The sequence below is a fragment of the Acidovorax sp. MR-S7 genome, from assembly GCF_000400995.2.
GTDB lineage: Bacteria > Pseudomonadota > Gammaproteobacteria > Burkholderiales > Burkholderiaceae_C > MR-S7.
Map to the genome: position 1 here is coordinate 67067 of NZ_DF238913.1, position 17126 is coordinate 84192.

Here is a 17126-nt window from a genome sequence, read left to right on the forward strand (position 1 = left end):
GTTTTTTGGCCGTGCCCGCAAGGCGGGTCAAAACGCACCAGATCTAGGCGCGAAGCGCAGCCATAGCTCGGGCTATGGCGAGCATTTGCAACGACGAGCCGGGGTGTTTTGGCGTGCAAGGCGGGTATGGACAAAAGACTCTCAGCCTCTAGGCCGCGCTGCGGCAGCGCGGGCAGGCCAGGGCGGCCAGCGGCCAGGCGAACACGGCCGCCAGCGCGCCCAGGCCCAGGGCGATGGCGAGCAGGTTGGCCCAGTCCACCCAGTAGCCCATGTTGGCCAGCGACGACTGGGTGAGAGACGGCACGGCCAGCACCAGCGCGGCGGCGACGAGGGCGCCCAGCGCCAGCGCCGGGCGCAGCGCGTGTGCGCTGAGCCGGCCGCGCGCGGCCACCAGCAGGGCGATCCAGACGAGCAGCAGCACGAGCAGCGCGGGCCAGACGCCCAGCGCGATTTCGTAGACGATGTTCAGGGCGAGCCAGATTTCGTACATGGCGTAGTTTCCTTTCGAGGCGGTCAGACCCGGCCCTTGAGCACGGACAGGTAGGCGGGCTTGAGCATGCGCACCTTCATGAGCCAGGCGAAGTAGCTCTCCTGCAGCGGCTCGATCATGGGCAGCGAAGGGGTCAGGCGCCCCTCGTAGTCGAACTCGATCAGCAGGGCCGAGCCCTCGCGCACGATCAGCGGGCAGGAGGTGTAGCCGTCGAACTTCTGGCCGGGAGCGCGCCCGGCGATCACGTCGGCCAGGTGCTGCGCGACGATGGGGGCGCTTTTCTTCACGGTGGCGGCGGTTTTGCCGCGCGGCGTGCCGTTGATATCGCCCAGGCCGAAGACGTTGGGGTAGCGGCGGTGCTGCAGCGTGTCCTTGTCCACCTCCAGCCAGCCGCCGGCAGCCATGGGGCCGTCTTTCCAGGCCAGGTCGGAGTTCTTCACCGCATCGGGCGCGCGCATGGGCGGCACGATGTGGATGAAGTCGTAGGGCACTTCGGTCTTCTCGCCCTCCGGGCTGGCGAAGGTGGCGCGGCGCGCGCCGATGTCGATGGCCTGGAGCTTCTGCGTGAACTGCACGCCGACGCCCAGCGCCTGCCAGCGTTCCAGCACGTTGTCGTTCACGGGCTTGACGCCGAAGACGTTGTGCAGCGCCGAGTAGAACGTGACCTGCGAACGCGCCAGCGTGCCCGCCTGGGCCAGGCGGTCGCGCACCATGAAGGTCATCTTCAGCGGCGCACCCGCGCATTTGAGCGGTGTGGCCGGCAGCGTCATCACGGCCTGGCCGCCCTTGGCGCGGAACTGGTCCATGGCGGCCCAGGTGGCCACGGCGGCGGCGGAGCTGGGGTAAACGCTGGCCAGGCCGTTGCTGCCGATGGCCTGCACGTCCATGCCTTCGATCTGGGACCAGTCCTGGTGCGTGCCGGTGGCGACCACGAGGTAGTCGTAGGCGATGCGCTTGCCGCTGGCGGTGACCACGGCGTTGGCGGCGGGGTCGAACTCGGCCACCATCTCCTTGACCCATTCGACGCCCGCGGGCTGCAGGTCGGCATTGCGGTCGATGACCTTGTCCACGGGCCACACGCTGGTGGCCACCAGCGTGAAGCCGGGCTGGTAGTTGTGCACTTCCTTGGCGTCGACGATGGTGATGCGCGCGCCCTCCAGCAGGGCCTGCAGCCGGTGCGCCACGGCGATGCCTGCCAAGCCGCTGCCCGCGATGACGACGTGCGCGCGGGTGGCCTGGGCGGCTTGGCCTGCGGCATGCGCCGGTGCGGCGTGCAGGCCCAGCCCCCATGCAGCGCTGGTGCCTGCCATGCCGCCCAGCCAGGCGCGGCGCGAGGCCATCGGCGGTTTTCCGGTGGATGCTCGGTGGTTCATGGTTGTCTCCTCTTTGTGGTCAAAAACGGTTTCAGGGCATATGGGGCAAGCGCAAGCAGCTATTGATTCGATAGTTCATGGCAGCGCCAGCATCTGGTCGGCCTGGCGCAGGGCGTCTTCGCCCTGCTGCCCGGCCAGCAGCGCCAGGCGCAGGCCGTCCAGCAGCAGGGCGCTGCGCGCCTGCGCCAGCGCCAGCCGGGCGGCGGCGGTGTCGCTCTGGGCGTTCAGCCAGTCGAGCAAGGTGCGGTCACCCGCCTCGCGGCCGGTGTGCGTGGCATCCAGCCGGGCCTCGCTGGCCTGCAGGGCCTGCTGCAGGGCCTGCACGCGCTCGGCGCCCAGGCTCAGGCCCAGCCAGGCGGCGTGCACCTGGGCGGCCACCTGCTCGCGCAGGCTGTCCTCCTGCGCCTGGGCCTTGTCCTGCAGGCGCAGGCTTTCTTCTTCCTTGGCGCTGCGCCAGCCGCCGGTGTAGAGCGGCACGGTGAGCTGCACGCCCACCAGGGCCTGCGTGCCGCCGCTGCGGGCGCTGCCATAGTCGCCGCTGCCGCGCAGGCGGTCCTGCCCGGCCTGGGCAACCAGGTCGATGCTGGGTGAGGCGGCGCGGCCGTGCCGCTCGGCCTCGGCGCGGGCGGCCTGGACGGCCAGGGCCTGCAGGCGGATGGCAGGGTTGGCGCCGTCCGCTTCGCGCTGCCACGCCTCCAGAGGCTGGGCCAGCGCCTGCGGCGGCGTGTCCATGCCGGGCCGCGGCAGGCGCGCGGCCAGGGAGGAAGAGGGCAGGCCGGTCGTGTCGGCCAGGGCCTGGCGCTGGAGGTCGCGCTCGGTCTGCGCGGCCAGGCGCTGGGCCTGCAGCGCGGCCAGCCGCGCGCGGGCCTCGTGCACGTCGGTGACGGGTGCGTCGCCGATGTCGAAGCGCTCCTGCGCCTCGCCGAACGCCTGGCGCACGGCGGCGAGCTGCTGGTCCTGCACGCGCAGGGCTTCCTGCGCCACGGCCAGGGCCAGGTAGCGCTGCGCCGTGCGCAGCATGGCCTGCTGCCGCTGTGCCTGCCACTGCAGCTCGGCCATCTCAGCCTGCAGGCCCAGCTGCCGCTGCTGCGCGCGCCGCTGGGGGTTGTACAGCGGCTGGCTGGCCTGCAGCGCCCAGCGCGTGGCCGTGCCCCCGGTGACCGAGGTGCCGAAGTCCACGCCGGTGGACCGCCCGAAGCCCGGCGCCGAGAACTGCGCGCCGCGCATGTCGGTCTCGCCCGTGGCCACGCCGGCGGCCGCCGTCAGCGCCACGCCGGGCCGCCACAGCGCGGCGGCCTGGTCGCGCAGCGGCTGCGCACGCGCATGGTCGGCGCGGGCCACGGCCAGCTCGCGGTCGTGCTGCCAGGCGGCCTGCCAGGCCTGCAGCAGGCCGGTGGCGCAGGCCAGACCGGGCAAGGCCGCCAGCACGGCGGCCAGGGCCAAGGGGCGAAGGGGCAGGCGCATGTCAGTTATCCGTTCCGCTGCGCGCCATCAAGCCGTGGTTTTCTGAGCGGCCTGCGCGAATTCGTCGAACGCGGCGCTGGTGCGCGCCGCATACATCAGCGAGGGGCCGCCGCCCATGTAGACGGCCATGGCCAGCGTTTCGGCCAGCTCCTCGCGCGTGCAGCCGAGCTTGACCAGCGCCTGGGTGTGGTAGCCCACGCAGGGGTCGCAGCGGGCGGCGACGGACAGGGCGGTGGCGATCAGCTCCTTGGTCTTGGCGTCGAGCACGCCGGGCTTGCTGGCGCCCAGGGCCATGGCGCTGAAGCCGCGCATCGTGTCGGGGATCTCGCCGCGCAGCTTGGCGATGGCGGCGCTGGTGTCGCGGGTGAGGTCCTGGTAGCTGGGAAACATGGCGTTGGCTCCTTGGGTTTGCTATGGAATGGGTAGCTGCTCGCGCTTGTCTAGCAAGCGCTAGGGGCTTGTTTTGCTGTGTTTCCTGTACGCCGCGTAGTACAGCGTGGGGATGACGACGAGCGTGAGCAGCGTGGAGACGAAGATGCCGAAGACCAGCGAGATGGCCAGGCCGTTGAAGATGGGGTCGTCCAGGATGAAGAAGGCGCCGGTCATGGCCGCCACACCCGTGAGCACGATGGGCTGTGCGCGCGTGGCCACGGCATGCACCACGGCCCGGTCCAGCGGCACGCCCGCTGCCTGCTGCAGCCGCACGAAGTCCACCAGCAGGATGGAGTTGCGCACGATGATGCCGGCCAGCGCGATCATGCCGATCATGCTGGTGGCGGTGAACTGCGCGCCCAGCAGCGCGTGGCCGGGCATGACGCCGATGACGGTGAGCGGGATGGGCGCCATGATGATGAGCGGCGCCAGGTAGGAGCCGAACTGCGCCACCACCAGCAGGTAGATCAGCACCAGGCCCACGGCGTAGGCGGCGCCCATGTCGCGGAAGGTCTCGTAGGTGATGCGCCATTCGCCGTCCCAGCGCAGGGTGTAGTCGCGCATGGCGTCCTCGGGCATGGCGACGAAGGTTTCCTTCAAGGCCGTGCCGCCCGGTGCCTGGATCTTCGCGATTTCGCTGCGCATGGCGAACATGCCGTAGAGCGGGCTGTCCACGCGCCCGGCCATGTCGCCCTGGACGTAGTCGACCGGGAGCAGATCCTTGTGGTAGACGGGCTGCTCGCGCTGCGTGTCGCTCACCGTGACCAGCTCGCGTATCGGCACCTGGATCCGCTCGCCCTGGCCCGAGACGCCGCGCACGGTGAGCTGCAGCAGCGCGTCCAGGCTGCCGTGGCTCTCGTCCGGCAGTTGCAGCCATACGGGCACGGGCACCTTGCTGCCGTCGCGCAGCCAGGTGGCAGTCTCGCCCGCCAGGCCCGCGCGCAGCGTGGCGACGATGGCCTGCTGCGGCACGCCGGCCAGCGCGGCCTTGCGGCGATCGACCAGCAGCAGCTTGCGGGGCGCGGCGGCGATGGTCGTGGAATCCACGTCCACCACGCCATCGGCTCGCTCGAACACGGCGCGCACGGCTTCGGTCACCTGGCGGCGGCCTTCGGATTCGGGGCCGTAGATCTCGGCCACGATGGGGGCCATCACGGGCGGACCGGGAGGCACTTCCACCACCTTCACGTTGGCATTCCAGCGCCGGCCGATCTCCTGCAGGGCGGGGCGCACGCGCATGGCGATGGCGTGGCTCTGGTCTTTGCGGTGGGCCTTGTCCACCAGGTTGACCTGGATGTCGCCCAGCTCGCTCGCTGCGCGCAGGTCGTACTGGCGCACCAGGCCGTTGAAGTTGATGGGCGAGGCGGTGCCCGCGTAGGCCTGCCAGTCGCGCACCTCGGGCACCGTGGCCAGGTGGGTGCCCAGTTCGCGCAGCACGGCGGCCGTCTCTTCGAGCGGCGTGCCCGCGGGCATGTCCACCACCACCTGGAATTCGGACTTGTTGTCGAACGGCAGCATCTTGAGCTGCACCCGGCCGACGGCGGGCAGCAGCACCGACAGGGCGATGAGCGCGGCCACGGCCAGGCCCAGCAGCGCCCGGTTGCGCGCGCCGCGCTGCTCGTCGAGGAGCGGCGCGAAAAGGCGCTGCAGGCGCGGCTCCAGCTTCGCCGCGAGGCCTGCATGGGCATCGCCCGCGTGCGGCTTCATCCACCGCCGCGCGAGCCACGGCGTGACCACGAAGGCGATGGCCAGCGACAGCAGCATGCCCATGCTGGCATTGATGGGGATGGGCGCCATGTAGGGCCCCATGAGTCCCGAGACGAAAGCCATGGGCAGCAGCGCGGCGATCACCGTGAGGGTGGCGAGGATGGTCGGACCGCCCACCTCGTCCACGGCGCGCGGGATGCTCTGCAGCAGCGGCATACCGGGTTCGAGCTGCTGGTGGCGGTGGATGTTCTCGACCACCACGATGGCGTCGTCCACCAGGATGCCGATGGAGAAGATCAGCGCGAACAGCGACACGCGGTTGAGCGTGAACCCCCAGGCCCACGAGGCGAACAGCGTGGCCGCGAGCGTGAGCACCACGGCCAGGCCGACGATGGCGGCCTCGCGCCGCCCCAGCGCGATGAACACCAGCGCCACCACGGAAGCGGTGGCGAACAGCAGTTTCTGGATGAGCTTTTGCGCCTTGTCGTTGGCGGTCTCGCCGTAGTTGCGCGTCTCCACCACCTGGACCGCGTCGGGAATGACGGTATTGCGCAACTGGTCCATGCGTGCGGCCAGTGCGTTCGCCACGTCGATGGCGTTCTCGCCCGGCTTCTTGGTGATCTGCAGCGTGACGGCGGGGAATTCCCGCGGCCCGTCGGCACCGGGCTGGCCCAGCCACACCATGCGCTGGGCGGGCGGCGGGCCGTCGCGCACCTCGGCCACGTCCTTCAGGAAGACGGGCCTGCCGCCGCGCGCGCCCACGACCAGCTCAGCCACCTCGTCGGCGGAGGAGAGAAACGGCCCCGCCTCCAGGGCCACGATCTTCTCGCCCGCGAGCAGGTCACCCACGGGCAGGCCCAGGCTGGCCGACTGCAGCACGCCGCGCAGCTCGGGCACGGTCACGCCGGAGCCCGCCATGCGTTCGGGGTCCAGGCGCACCAGCACCGCACGGCCGGGGCCGCCGATGGTGCGCACCTCGCGCGCGCCAGGCACGCGCTGCAGCTCGGATTCGACGCTGTGCGCCACGCGCTCCAGGTCGAATGCGCCGGTATCCTGGTCCTTGCCGTGCAGCGTGAAGCTGACGATGGGCACGTCGTCGATGCCCTTGGGCTTGACGAGCGGCTGCAGCACGCCCAGCCCGTCAGGCAGGAAATCGCTGTGGCTGCGCAGCTGGTCGTGCAGGCGCACCAGCGCTTCGGTGCGCGGCACACCCACCTTGAATTGCACCGTGAGCACGGCCAGGCCCGGGCGCGAGACGGACAGCACGTGCTCCGTGCCCTCCATGCCCGAGAGCAACTGCTCGGCGGGCGTGGCCACCATCTGCTCCACGTCGCGCACCGAGGCGCCGGGGAAGGGAATCAGCACATTGGCCATGGTCACGTCGATCTGCGGCTCTTCCTCGCGCGGCGTGACCAGCACGGCGAACGTGCCCAGAAGGAACGCCAGCAATGCGAGTAGCGGCGTGATCTGCGCCTGCAGGAAGAGGGCGGCAATGCGGCCCGAAATGCCCATGGCACTGCTGCTGCGGCTCATGTCAACGCACCTGCGCGGCGGCCTGGGGGTCGAGGGCCACGCGCTCGCCGCTGCGCAGGCCGCTGAGCACCTGCACGGTGCCTGCAGTGCCGGGCGCGGCGCGGCCCAGGCGCACCTGGCGCAGGCGCGGGCGGCCCTGGGCGTCCACCACGTACACGCCGGTCATCTCGGCACGCCGCACCACGGCGCTGGCAGGAACGGCAGGCAGGGCGGCTGCGGTGTTGCCTGCGGGCAGCCACAAGCGCGCGAAAGTGCCTGGCACAACATCCTCCAGACCCGCAGGCAGGTCGGCGCGTACTTGCACGGTGTGCGTGGCACTGTCCACCAGGGGCAGGCGCTGCAGCTGCCGTGCCTCGATGGCGATGCGCTCCCGTCCGGGCAGTTCGATGGCGGCCTGGGCAGACCGGGCCGAGGAGGGCAGCTGCAGCGTTTGCGGCGCCGTCGCGGTGATGCGCAGCGCGCGCGGGTCGTACAGGCGCACCAGCGGCCTGCCCGGCGCAGCCATGTCGCCCAGGGACACGGGCACCTCGCCCACCACGCCGGCGTAGGGTGCGCGCACCACGTAGTGGCTCGACTGCGCCTGGGCCGCATGGGCCTGGGCCTGCTGGGCGCGCACCTGGGCCTGGGCGGCATCGAACTGGGCCTGGCTGCGGTCCAGCGCTGCCTGGCTGATGTACCGCTTCTCGAACAGGCGGCGCTGGCGTTCCAGCTCCTTGCCGGCGATCTGCGCATTCGTGCGCGCGGCTTCCGCCTGGGCTGCGCTGGCCGCCGCGGCCTGGCTCGCGGCTCGGGCGTCGATGCGCGCCAGCTCTTGGCCGGCCTGTACGCGGTCGCCGGCACGCACCGCGAGGGAAACCACGGCGCCCGCGACCTGGGACGACACCGTGGTGTCGCGCACGGCTTCCACCACGGCGTCGGCGCTGGTCCAGCCGCCGTCCACGGCCGCCTGGACGGTCACCGTCGCCAATTCGGCTGCGGAGCTGGCCGCCGTCACCAGAGCAGCGGCCAGTGCGATCGCGGCGCGGGCGGACAGTGGAAGGAAGCGGCAGGCAAGATTCATAGTTTGATTATTTAATCAATTAGTTAAATAGTCAATCAAAGAATACAATCCGCTCCAGACCTTCTATCCAAGGATTGCCCATGAAAGACTTGCCGCCCGAAGCCCTGGAGCAGGTCGCCGCCTACTTCCAGGCTCTGGCCGAGCCCACGCGCCTGCGCATCCTGAACCTGCTGCGCGATGGCGAGCGCAATGTGGGCGAGTTGGCGCAGCTGTGCGGCTACACGGCCGCGAACGTGTCCAAGCACCTGTCGGTACTGACCAAGCACGGACTCGTGGCAAGGGAAGGGCGGGGCACGAGCGTGTACTACCGCATCGAGGATGCATCGGTGTACGCGCTGTGCGATCTGGTATGCGGCAGCTTGGCGCGGCAGTTCGGCCGCCAGGCACACCACCGGGCGCTGTTCAGCCCGTCGGATCCGGCCGCCTGAGCGCGGGGCGGCCGGCCGGCTGGGGAATCAGCCCAGGCCTTCGGGCCTGATCTGTGCGCGTTCGATCACGGGCTTCCAGCGCGCCTGCTCGGATTTGATGAAAGCATCGAACTCGGCCGCGGTATTGCCCACGGCCAGGGCCGTTTCCTGCGCCAGCTTGTCACGCACAAGCGTGCTGCGCGTGGCCTTGATGGCCTCGGCTTCCAGCTTGGCCAGATGCGCCTTCGGCCATTTGGAGGGAGCGATCAGGCCATACCACTGCGTCATCTCGAAGCCCTTGAAGCCCTGCTCGGCAACCGTGGGCACGTCGGGCAACTGAGGCAGGCGCTGCGTCGTGCCGGTCGCGATGCAGCGCAGCTTGCCCGACTTGATGAACTGCAGCAGGGCAGGGGCGCCCACGGAAGCGGCCTGCAGCCGCCCTGCCATCAAGTCCGTCAACATCGGGCCCGTGCCGCGATAAGGCACGTGCAGCATGAAGGTGCCCGTGACCATCTTGAGGTATTCGAACGCCAGGTGGCCCGCGCTGCCATTGCCGGCCGAGCCGTAATTGAGTTGGCCTGGCTTGGCCTTCACATAGGCAATGAACTCGGTCAGGTTCTTCACGGGCAGATCGGGGTGCACAACGTACAGGCTGGGCACCTTGGACAGCAGCGTGATCGGCGCGAAATCGCGGTTGGCATCGTAGGGCAGCTTGGGAAAGATGTACGAATACTTCCTGGGCATGTTCGCCAACGCCGAAGGCAAGCGCGGCGGGCAGTTCTACACACCGGCCAGCATCGTCAAAACCCTGGTGGCTGTGCTGGCTCCGCACCAGGGCAAGGTGTACGACCCCTGCTGCGGCTCGGGCGGCATGTTTGTGCAGAGTGAAAAGTTCATCGAAGCCCACGGCGGCAAGCTGGGGGATGTGTCCATCTACGGGCAAGAAGCCAACCCCACCACCTGGCGCCTAGCGGCCATGAACCTGGCCATCCGGGGCATCGACTTCAACCTGGGGCGTGAACCGGCCGACACCTTCGTCCGCAACCAGCACCCGGACCTGCGGGCTGACTTCATTCTGGCCAACCCGCCGTTCAACATTTCCGACTGGTGGCACGGCAGCCTGGAAGGCGAGCAGTTGGGCCTGTCAGATGATGAGGTGCGCTTCTACGATGCGCTGGCCAACAACGAGTCGGCCGTCAAGGAACTGACCGACGAGACCCTCAAGAAAATTGCCCACGAGCTCACCGAGAACCTTAAAAAGAACATCACCGTGGACTGGGCGCAGCGCGAGAGCGTGCGAGCCACACTGCGGTTGATGGTCAAACGCATTTTGCGCAAATACAAGTACCCGCCAGACCAGACGGATGCGGCCATTGAATTGGTGCTGCAGCAGGCAGAGTCGATTGGTGACAGCTGGGGCTGAACCCGATTTTCCAATTAAGGACTGATAGGCCAACTAGGGCCACTGACGTAACCCACAGTACCGCAAAAATTAAATATCCACGGCTCAGGGCGTTATATCAGTCCAAGCTGTTCGGAGGGGAGGAGAATATGGAAGTACTGCTTCCGCCCATGAAAGCCTTCGAGGTTGCACACAGATGTGGCCCCATTGAACAACTGGCGCAACCCGCGACTCGTCATATTGCTACCGTCGCAAAATACACTAATGGCTCCGACAAGGGTCATTTGGTTACTGGCACAAATGGGGATGTAGTCGCGTACGTATTTGCCAAGCCGCCTGTCGGGGCATTCAAGGACGACGCACCGGTTCTGGTCGCGAAGGGTCTGGGTACCGAAATTGATGACGCCGACCTGCGCAAAGGCTACTGGGTTCAGCATCCACACAATACAGCTCAGCAGACAGCATCCGCGCGCGACGCGGCTCTGTCGTCCTGGATAAACGCATTTCAATTCACCAACGAAGCATCGTCAGGTGGACGCCCTGCGCTTCGGTCTCCACAGGTTGGAGCGTTGCACGCCATACATGCGCACTGGTCTACGAGCATAGAAGTTGCAACGGTAGTGATGCCGACGGGCACAGGCAAGACAGAGACGATGCTGTCAACGCTTGTTTCAGACAGGTGTTCTCGCGTACTTGTCATCGTCCCAACCGATGCGCTGCGCACGCAAATCGCGAACAAGTTCCTAACGCTTGGTCTTTTGAAGGCTGCAAATAATGCAGTACTTCTTGAAGGGGCCCATCGACCGGTAGTTGGTACCCTACTGAAAAAACCCTCCACCATAGAAGAGGTTGATACCTTCTTTGGCCCTTGTAACGTCGTCGTGACGACTAGCCAGCTTGCAGGAGGGTGTTCTTCTGATGTCCAGGCGCAGATGGCGAAGCAGTGTACCCATCTGTTCATTGACGAAGCACACCATGTCGAGGCAAATACGTGGCGCGACCTCAAAGCCAAGTTCAGTTTAAGCAGAGTTCTACAGTTCACCGCTACTCCATTCAGGGAAGACGGCCAACTCATTGACGGGCGAGTGGTCTACATTTATCCACTGCGCAAAGCTATGGCGGAGGGCTACTTCAGGCCTATCAGTTTCAGCTCGGTCTATGAATTCGACGTAGCACGGGCTGACCAAGCGATTGCGGCAAAGGCAATCGAAGAACTCGATTCAGACATTACCGGGAAGCATGTGGTCATGGCTCGCGTAGCGAACATCAAACGCGCAGAAGCGGTGTTCGAAACTTATCGAGCCTTCGACAGATTTGAACCTGTCATGTTGCACACAGGTCTGTCTTCTAAGGCTAGAACGGAGGCAATCCAGAAGCTTGAAAGCGGGCAGTCAAGAATTGTGGTTTGCGTCGACATGCTTGGCGAAGGTTTCGACATGCCGGAACTAAAAATCGCAGCGTTTCACGACATCCGAAAGAGCTTAGCCGTCACGCTCCAATTGGCCGGAAGGTTCACGCGGTCACGGGCCGATTTGGGAGACCCAGTCTTCATCGCAAACATCGCGAATCTGGACGTGCGTGATGAATTGCTGCAGCTCTATGCTCAGGACCCTGATTGGAATGAACTGCTACCTGACCTCAGCGATGAAGCCATCGCGGATGAAGTGGGCGCCCAAGAGTACATGCGCGGGTTCGACAGGTCCATCGACTCTATTCCGTTAAAAGACCTCCGGCCTTCTGCAAGTACCGTTATCTACAAGACCACTTGTGCCAATTGGACGCCTCGAGCGTTTCGAGCGGGACTTCGTGGGCTGAAGGCGAGAGACAAAGTTCTAGTTACCATCAATGAGCGTGAAAACACTCTGGTCGCTTTGACTGCTCGCGAAACGGGTGTTCCCTGGACGTCCATATCTTCAGTGACAGAGTGGCACTGGGAGCTCTTCGTTTCCGTCTGGGACCGCGAGAAATCTCTGTTGTTCATCCACGGCTCGAGTAACAGTAGCGAGTTCAAGGATGTGGCAAAAGCAATTGGCGGGCGCGATGTAGTCCTCATTGCTGACCCGCAGGTCTACCGCGTCTTGCACGGCATCAACCGGCTACTACTTACAAACGTTGGCCTTGATGAGCATTTCGGGAGGCAGATTCGATATACAGGTCGTATGGGAGCAGATGTCGCTGCGAGGCTTGGTGACGCCACTCGCCAAAGCGCAAGAAAGGCGGTAGTTGCTGGCGCCGGATTTGAGAACGGTACGCCTGTGACTATCGGTGCTGCGAAACGAGGTCGGGTCTGGTCGGTATTGCGGCTGCGGGTGGACACTTTTGCCAAATGGTGTCGGCATCTTGCGACCAAGATTGTTGATGAGTCCATCGACCCCGACGAGGTGCTTAAGGGCACACTGATTCCGAAAATTGTTGCGGCGCGCCCAGAGCAGCATCCAATTGGAGTCGACTGGCCTCTGGACTTTGTATCTCGCCAAGAGCATCAAGTTGGCTTCGTTCCGATTGGACGTTCCGAAGTCTCAATTTCGGACGTTGAATTCAACGTGCTTGATGGCCCACTGACTGAGCCACTCATACTCGAGCTACGCTGCGATGAGTGGACGCGACAGGTTCTCCTTGAGATTTTTCCATCTGGCGATACCACTGACTACCGATTTTCATACGTTGGAGCAGGGCAGCTTGACGTTCGCACGGGTGCCTCTGGCGGGCAAGACCTGTGTCAATACCTTACGGCGCACCCACCGACAGTCTGGTTTGCAGATGGCTCGTCGCTCGAAGGAAATCTGCTCGTTGAACTTCCACGCGCAGCGCCTCAGTACGATACTGACAAGCTCCAAGTATTAGATTGGAGCGGTATAGACCTAACGAAGGAGTCACAGCACGCAACTCGGCGAACTGATTCCATTCAATTCCGGCTTCTTGAACAGCTTCGCAAGAAGACTTGTTACGCCGTCCTCTTCGACGATGACGATGCAGGGGAGGCTGCTGACGTTGTCGGCATTAAAGTTCAGGAAGATGGAAATCAACGACGCATCGAAGTTGAGTTTTATCACTGCAAATTCTCTAGCGGCCAGCCCGGCAGTCGGGTTGACGACTTTTACGCGGTCTGCGGGCAAGCTCAGAAGAGTTTGATGTGGCTGTTCAATAAGGAAAAAACGACAGACCTTTTTGCGCATCTTCTAAAACGTGAAGAGCGTCGTCTGGCGAAGGGATTGGCCACACGGTTCGAAATAGGTGATAAGGCAACCCTTGCTCGGGTAAGGGAGCTCAGTCGACGACATGAAGTACGGCTGTCTGTCTATGTCGTTCAACCAGGGCTTTCTAAGCATGGCGCAAGTGCACCTGTCCGAGTGCTGTTAGGTGCTACCGAAAGATACCTCTATGAGACTTACCAGGTTCCGTTCATAGTGGTGTGCAGTTCATAGCAGGGTTACCGACACGGCTGTCTACGCCACCTTTGAGAAGTGGCTCACTGTGGGTTACTAAGATTTCTCAGTTGGTTACCAAAATTTTGTTGGCCCGACACCTGTCAGCTGCAGTTTGCCTGGTTGCTTTTGATATTTAACATAATATACATCGTATAAATTTAAAGAGGCATAAAAAAGGCTCTGTTCTTCAACAGAGCCTTTCGGATTTATTTGGTAGGACGTACAAGATTCGAACTTGTGACCAACGGATTAAAAGTCCGCTGCTCTACCAACTGAGCTAACGTCCCGTACCAGCAAAGCACAAGATTATAGCCGGCTTTTACAGCCTGCTACGCGGCAGCGAGCCTGTCGAGTACCCATCCGCTGGCACATTGCCCGAAGGTAGCCGTGACGGCGACTGACGAACCGTAGCCGTGGCAGTTCAACGATCCGTCGCCTCCGGGCATTTCACACGACGCATGCGGTGGTGCGACAGACTCGCGGCTGAAAACGCAGGCCAGGCCGATGCGCTTGCCATCGCGCGCCGCGCCGTGCTGCTTGCGCAGACGGTAGCGCAGTTGCGCGAGCAACGGGTCATGGGTGGTTTGCGAAAGATCCTCGATGTCCACCTTGTGCGCCAGCCGCTTGCCGCCGGCTGCGCCGACGCTAATGAACGGTAGCCGCCGCATCTGCAGGGCCCATGCCGCCATGACTGTCTTGGCTTGGACCTGGTCGCAAGCGTCGATCACCGCATCGACCGGCCCGGGCAGGATCGCGGGCCAGTTGGCGGCTTCCACGAAGTCCTCGACGCATTCGACCCGGCAATCGGGATTGATCAGGCGTATGCGCTCGGCCATGGCCCGTACCTTGGCCTGGCCCACCGTCGTGGAGAGCGCATGGATCTGGCGGTTGATGTTGGACTCCGCCACATGGTCCAGGTCGATCAGCGTCAAATGACCAACGCCACTGCGTGCCAATGCCTCGGCAGCCCAAGAACCTACACCGCCGATGCCGACCACGGCCACATGTGCAGCGCGGATGCGCCCTGCCCCCTCGGTGCCATACAAGCGCGCCAGCCCGCCGAAGCGGCGGCCATGGTCGCCGTCCTGCAAAGGAGACGTGTCTGCCGCGCTCACTTCAAGCGCGCCAGGCGCTCCTTGGCCGCAGCAGCAGCTTCGGACTGGGGATAGACACGCAGCAAGTCTTCCAGCGTCTTGCGGGCCCCGCGCGTATCCTTCAGCTCAACTTGGCAATTGGCGATCGACAGTGCCGCCTCGGGGGCACGCGCATGGTCGGGCGCTGCGGACAGCAACGCCTTGAAGTTGTCGATGGCGGACTTGTAGTCGCGCGTGGCGTACTGCGCGTTGCCCAGCCAGAAGCGCGCCGAAGGGGCATAGCCCGACTGGGGATACTGGCGCAGGAAGCCGCCGAATGCCGGGACGGCGTCTGCGAACTTGCCAGAGCGGAACACGGCCAGTGCAGCCTCGAAGTCGCGCTTCTCGGCCGGGTCGGCCCGAAATTCGCGGCCGTCCACCTGCACGTCGGTGGGCTCGAACTGGCGCAGGCGCTCGTCCATGCCCTGCGCCATGTCCTTCTGGCGGCGCTGCAGCTCCGCCACGTCCCGCTGCAGCTGTTCGTTCTGGCCCCGCATCGTGGCCAGTTCCGTGCGCAGGGTTTCGATCTGGGTCTGAAGGTCGAGCAGGCTGCGGCGCAGTTGAGAGACGTCCTCGCCGGAGCGCTCGCCGGTGCGCTGGTTGGCCTGCTGCATCACATCGACGCGCTGGCGCAGCTCCAGGATGGCCCGGCGCGCCTCGTCATCCTCGAACAGGGCATAACTCGGCGTGGCCCACAGGGCGGCCAGTGCGCAGGCGGCGGCTGCGGTCAGGGCGCGCGGCTGGATCGTACGACGCATGCGCCTCCCCTATCAGCGGTACGACAGCTCGGCGCGGCGGTTCTGCGCGTGCGCCTCTTCACCGTGCCCTTGGGCCGCAGGCTTTTCCTTGCCGAAGCTGACGGCTTCCATCTGGCTGTCGGGCACGCCCAGCAGGCCCATGGCGCGGCGCACGGCCTCGGCGCGCTTCTGGCCCAGGGCCAGGTTGTATTCACGGCCGCCGCGCTCGTCGGTGTGGCCTTCGATCATCACCTTGCGGCCGGGCGCGGCCTTGACATAGCGCGCGTGTGCATCGATCACCGACTGGAACTCGGGCTTGATGCTGTAGCTGTCGAAGTCGAAGTACACGATGCGCGCCACACCCACGGGACCGCCCTGGTTGCCGGCCGACTGGCTCAGGTCCACGGGTGCCACGCCGCTCTGGCTCGTGCCGCCGGCATTGGCGCCGCCCGGAGGAACCGTGGAGGTGGCGCCCTTGTCCTCGACGGGCACGTCGTCCAGCTTCACGCCGGAGCTGCAGCCGGCGATGAGGGCGGCGATGGTGAGCGCGATCGATACGCGCTTGAAATGGATGCGGTTCATGGTGACTCTCCTGAAGAGCGGGTTGTTTGTATTGGGATAGGGATCACTGCTTCTGGAACGGGCCCCAGTCGGGTTCGCGGATGTCTCCGCCCTGCCCGGCCAGGCGTGCCTTGATCTTGCCGTCCAGCGTGGTGGTCATGAGCGCCTCTCGGCCCTGCTGCTGCGTGGCGTACACGATGAGCCGGCTGTTGGGCGCGAAGCTGGGGTTCTCGTCGGCGGTGGTGTCCGTGAGAGCGGTCACGGTGCCCGATTTCAGGTCCATCACATGGAGCTTATAGGCGTTGCCGGAGCGGGAGATGTAGGCCAACCACTGACCGTCGGGGCTGATACTGGGCGAGATGTTGTAGGAACCGCTGAAGGTGACGCGCTCCGCGCCGCCGCCGGAGGCCGCCACGCGGTAGATCTGCGGCGAGCCGCCGCGGTCGCTCACGAAATAGATGCTCCGGCCGTCGCCGGAGAACACCGGCTCGGTATCGATGCCGCCGCTTTGCATGAGGCGGCGCGGCTCTCCGCCGTTCGCGTCGATGGTGTAGAGCTGCGAGCCGCCGTCGCGGCTGAGCGTGACGGCCAGGGTGCGGCCGTCGGGCGACCAGGCCGGCGCACTGTTGGAGCCGCGGAAATTGGCGATCAGGCGCCGGCGCCCGGTGGAGACGTCGTGCACATAGACCACGGGCTTGCGCGACTCGAACGACACGTAGGCCAGCTGCCCGCCCGAGGGCGACCAGGCCGGCGAGATGATGGGCTCGGGGCTGGAGAGCGCCGACTGCGCGTTCTCGCCGTCCGCGTCGGCCACCCACAGGCTGTAGCGCGCGCCGACCTTGGTGACGTAGGCGATGCGCGTGGAGAAGATGCCGCGCTCGCCGGTGAGCTTTTCGTAGATGAAGTCGGCGATGCGGTGGGCCACCAGGCGCAGGTCGGCCTGCGTGACCACGAAGCTCTGGCCGCCCAGGTCCTGGGCCTTGACCACGTCCCACAGGCGAAAGCGCACGTCGAAGCGGCCGTCGGCCATGCGCGTGACGCTGCCGGAGGCCAGCGCGTCGGCCTTGCGCTGGCGCCACAGGGCGACGTCGGGGCGCGAGGATTCGTCCAGCGCCACGCCCGATGCGTCCACGCCGACGAAGCGCCCGCTGCGCTCCAGGTCGGCCTGCACGATGGCCGAGATTTTCTGCGGCGACTGCGCCTCGCCGCGGAACGGCGCCAGGGCGATGGGCAGCTGCGTCAGGCCCACGCCGGTGATCTCGACGCGGAACTGCGCGAGGGCGGGCAATGCGGGAGTGGATGCGAGCGCGGCGACCAGAGTGCGCCGGGAAGGCTGCGGCAGGGCCGCGGGAAAGGAAGGGGGGAAAGGGGAGCGGTCAATAGACATTGGCAACCATCG

13 protein-coding genes, 1 tRNA gene and 1 pseudogene are annotated in these 17126 nt (G+C 65.6%); 3 read left to right on the top strand and 12 right to left on the bottom strand.

Going from position 1 to position 17126, the window contains the following annotated elements:
* Positions 1 to 148: 148 nt before the first annotated feature.
* From AVS7_RS09080 to AVS7_RS09105, 6 genes are all read right to left on the bottom strand, one after another.
* The gene (locus AVS7_RS09080) at positions 149 to 490 is read right to left on the bottom strand and encodes a hypothetical protein (protein ID WP_020228138.1); all 342 of its coding nucleotides are present in this window, start codon (positions 488 to 490) and stop codon (positions 149 to 151) included.
* Between the two features lie 23 nt (positions 491 to 513).
* Positions 514 to 1863 carry an NAD(P)/FAD-dependent oxidoreductase gene (locus AVS7_RS09085; protein ID WP_234449990.1) on the bottom strand — a complete coding sequence of 450 codons (1350 nt, stop codon included), beginning with the start codon at positions 1861 to 1863 and terminating at the stop codon, positions 514 to 516.
* Positions 1864 to 1938: 75 nt separating this feature from the next.
* Entirely contained in the window at positions 1939 to 3327 is a 1389-nt protein-coding gene (locus AVS7_RS09090) for a TolC family protein (protein ID WP_020228140.1), read from the bottom strand.
* A 27-nt stretch (positions 3328 to 3354) separates the two neighbouring features.
* The gene (locus AVS7_RS09095) at positions 3355 to 3717 is read right to left on the bottom strand and encodes a carboxymuconolactone decarboxylase family protein (RefSeq protein WP_020228141.1); all 363 of its coding nucleotides are present in this window, start codon (positions 3715 to 3717) and stop codon (positions 3355 to 3357) included.
* A 60-nt stretch (positions 3718 to 3777) separates the two neighbouring features.
* The gene (locus tag AVS7_RS09100; RefSeq protein WP_024001227.1) at positions 3778 to 6999 is read right to left on the bottom strand and encodes an efflux RND transporter permease subunit; all 3222 of its coding nucleotides are present in this window, start codon (positions 6997 to 6999) and stop codon (positions 3778 to 3780) included.
* Position 7000: 1 nt separating this feature from the next.
* Positions 7001 to 8059, bottom strand: a complete 1059-nt coding sequence (locus tag AVS7_RS09105; protein ID WP_020228143.1) for an efflux RND transporter periplasmic adaptor subunit — start codon at positions 8057 to 8059, stop codon at positions 7001 to 7003.
* Positions 8060 to 8139: 80 nt separating this feature from the next.
* On the opposite strand from AVS7_RS09105, the gene AVS7_RS09110 reads away from it, so the two are divergent.
* Positions 8140 to 8487, top strand: a complete 348-nt coding sequence (locus tag AVS7_RS09110) for a helix-turn-helix transcriptional regulator (RefSeq protein ID WP_020228144.1) — start codon at positions 8140 to 8142, stop codon at positions 8485 to 8487.
* A gap of 27 nt (positions 8488 to 8514) precedes the next feature.
* Here the strand turns inward: AVS7_RS09110 and AVS7_RS09115 are convergent.
* Positions 8515 to 9192: pseudogene (locus AVS7_RS09115) on the bottom strand (Bug family tripartite tricarboxylate transporter substrate binding protein); the annotation flags it as partial.
* Between the two features lie 16 nt (positions 9193 to 9208).
* Here AVS7_RS09115 and AVS7_RS25125 point away from each other — a divergent pair.
* Together AVS7_RS25125 and AVS7_RS23635 are read left to right on the top strand one after the other, a co-directional pair.
* Positions 9209 to 9889, top strand: a complete 681-nt coding sequence (locus tag AVS7_RS25125) for an N-6 DNA methylase (protein WP_020228146.1) — start codon at positions 9209 to 9211, stop codon at positions 9887 to 9889.
* 149 nt (positions 9890 to 10038) lie between these two features.
* A complete protein-coding gene (locus tag AVS7_RS23635; protein ID WP_234449991.1) occupies positions 10039 to 13293 on the top strand; it encodes a DEAD/DEAH box helicase in 3255 nt (1084 codons plus the stop codon).
* Between the two features lie 214 nt (positions 13294 to 13507).
* Here AVS7_RS23635 and AVS7_RS09135 read toward each other — a convergent pair.
* The 5 genes from AVS7_RS09135 to tolB all read right to left on the bottom strand — a co-directional run bounded on the left by AVS7_RS09135 (position 13508) and on the right by tolB (position 17114).
* Positions 13508 to 13583: transfer RNA gene (locus tag AVS7_RS09135), tRNA-Lys, on the bottom strand.
* 42 nt (positions 13584 to 13625) lie between these two features.
* Positions 13626 to 14411, bottom strand: coding sequence for a ThiF family adenylyltransferase (locus tag AVS7_RS09140; RefSeq protein WP_049696875.1), 786 nt, complete (start codon positions 14409 to 14411; stop codon positions 13626 to 13628).
* Positions 14408 to 15187 (bottom strand): tol-pal system protein YbgF, encoded by a 780-nt coding sequence (gene ybgF / locus AVS7_RS09145; protein ID WP_020228149.1) that lies wholly within the window; start codon positions 15185 to 15187, stop codon positions 14408 to 14410. Before ybgF ends, AVS7_RS09140 begins: the two co-directional genes overlap by 4 nt.
* A gap of 12 nt (positions 15188 to 15199) precedes the next feature.
* Positions 15200 to 15748, bottom strand: a complete 549-nt coding sequence (gene pal / locus AVS7_RS09150) for a peptidoglycan-associated lipoprotein Pal (protein WP_020228150.1) — start codon at positions 15746 to 15748, stop codon at positions 15200 to 15202.
* Between the two features lie 43 nt (positions 15749 to 15791).
* Positions 15792 to 17114 carry a Tol-Pal system beta propeller repeat protein TolB gene (gene tolB / locus AVS7_RS09155; RefSeq protein ID WP_024001232.1) on the bottom strand — a complete coding sequence of 441 codons (1323 nt, stop codon included), beginning with the start codon at positions 17112 to 17114 and terminating at the stop codon, positions 15792 to 15794.
* Positions 17115 to 17126: the final 12 nt, after the last annotated feature.

Bases quoted from the DNA above. Each gene is read 5' to 3' on its own strand.
- AVS7_RS09100 (WP_024001227.1), bottom strand. From the start codon at position 6,999: ATGAGCCGCAGCAGCAGTGCCATGGGCATTTCGGGCCGCATTGCCGCC.
- AVS7_RS09110 (WP_020228144.1), top strand. From the start codon at position 8,140: ATGAAAGACTTGCCGCCCGAAGCCCTGGAGCAGGTCGCCGCCTACTTC.
- AVS7_RS25125 (WP_020228146.1), top strand. From the start codon at position 9,209: ATGTTCGCCAACGCCGAAGGCAAGCGCGGCGGGCAGTTCTACACACCG.
- AVS7_RS09095 (WP_020228141.1), bottom strand. From the start codon at position 3,717: ATGTTTCCCAGCTACCAGGACCTCACCCGCGACACCAGCGCCGCCATC.
- AVS7_RS23635 (WP_234449991.1), top strand. From the start codon at position 10,039: ATGAAAGCCTTCGAGGTTGCACACAGATGTGGCCCCATTGAACAACTG.
- AVS7_RS09080 (WP_020228138.1), bottom strand. From the start codon at position 490: ATGTACGAAATCTGGCTCGCCCTGAACATCGTCTACGAAATCGCGCTG.
- ybgF (WP_020228149.1), bottom strand. From the start codon at position 15,187: ATGCGTCGTACGATCCAGCCGCGCGCCCTGACCGCAGCCGCCGCCTGC.
- AVS7_RS09090 (WP_020228140.1), bottom strand. From the start codon at position 3,327: ATGCGCCTGCCCCTTCGCCCCTTGGCCCTGGCCGCCGTGCTGGCGGCC.
- AVS7_RS09085 (WP_234449990.1), bottom strand. From the start codon at position 1,863: ATGAACCACCGAGCATCCACCGGAAAACCGCCGATGGCCTCGCGCCGC.
- pal (WP_020228150.1), bottom strand. From the start codon at position 15,748: ATGAACCGCATCCATTTCAAGCGCGTATCGATCGCGCTCACCATCGCC.
- tolB (WP_024001232.1), bottom strand. From the start codon at position 17,114: ATGTCTATTGACCGCTCCCCTTTCCCCCCTTCCTTTCCCGCGGCCCTG.
- AVS7_RS09105 (WP_020228143.1), bottom strand. From the start codon at position 8,059: ATGAATCTTGCCTGCCGCTTCCTTCCACTGTCCGCCCGCGCCGCGATC.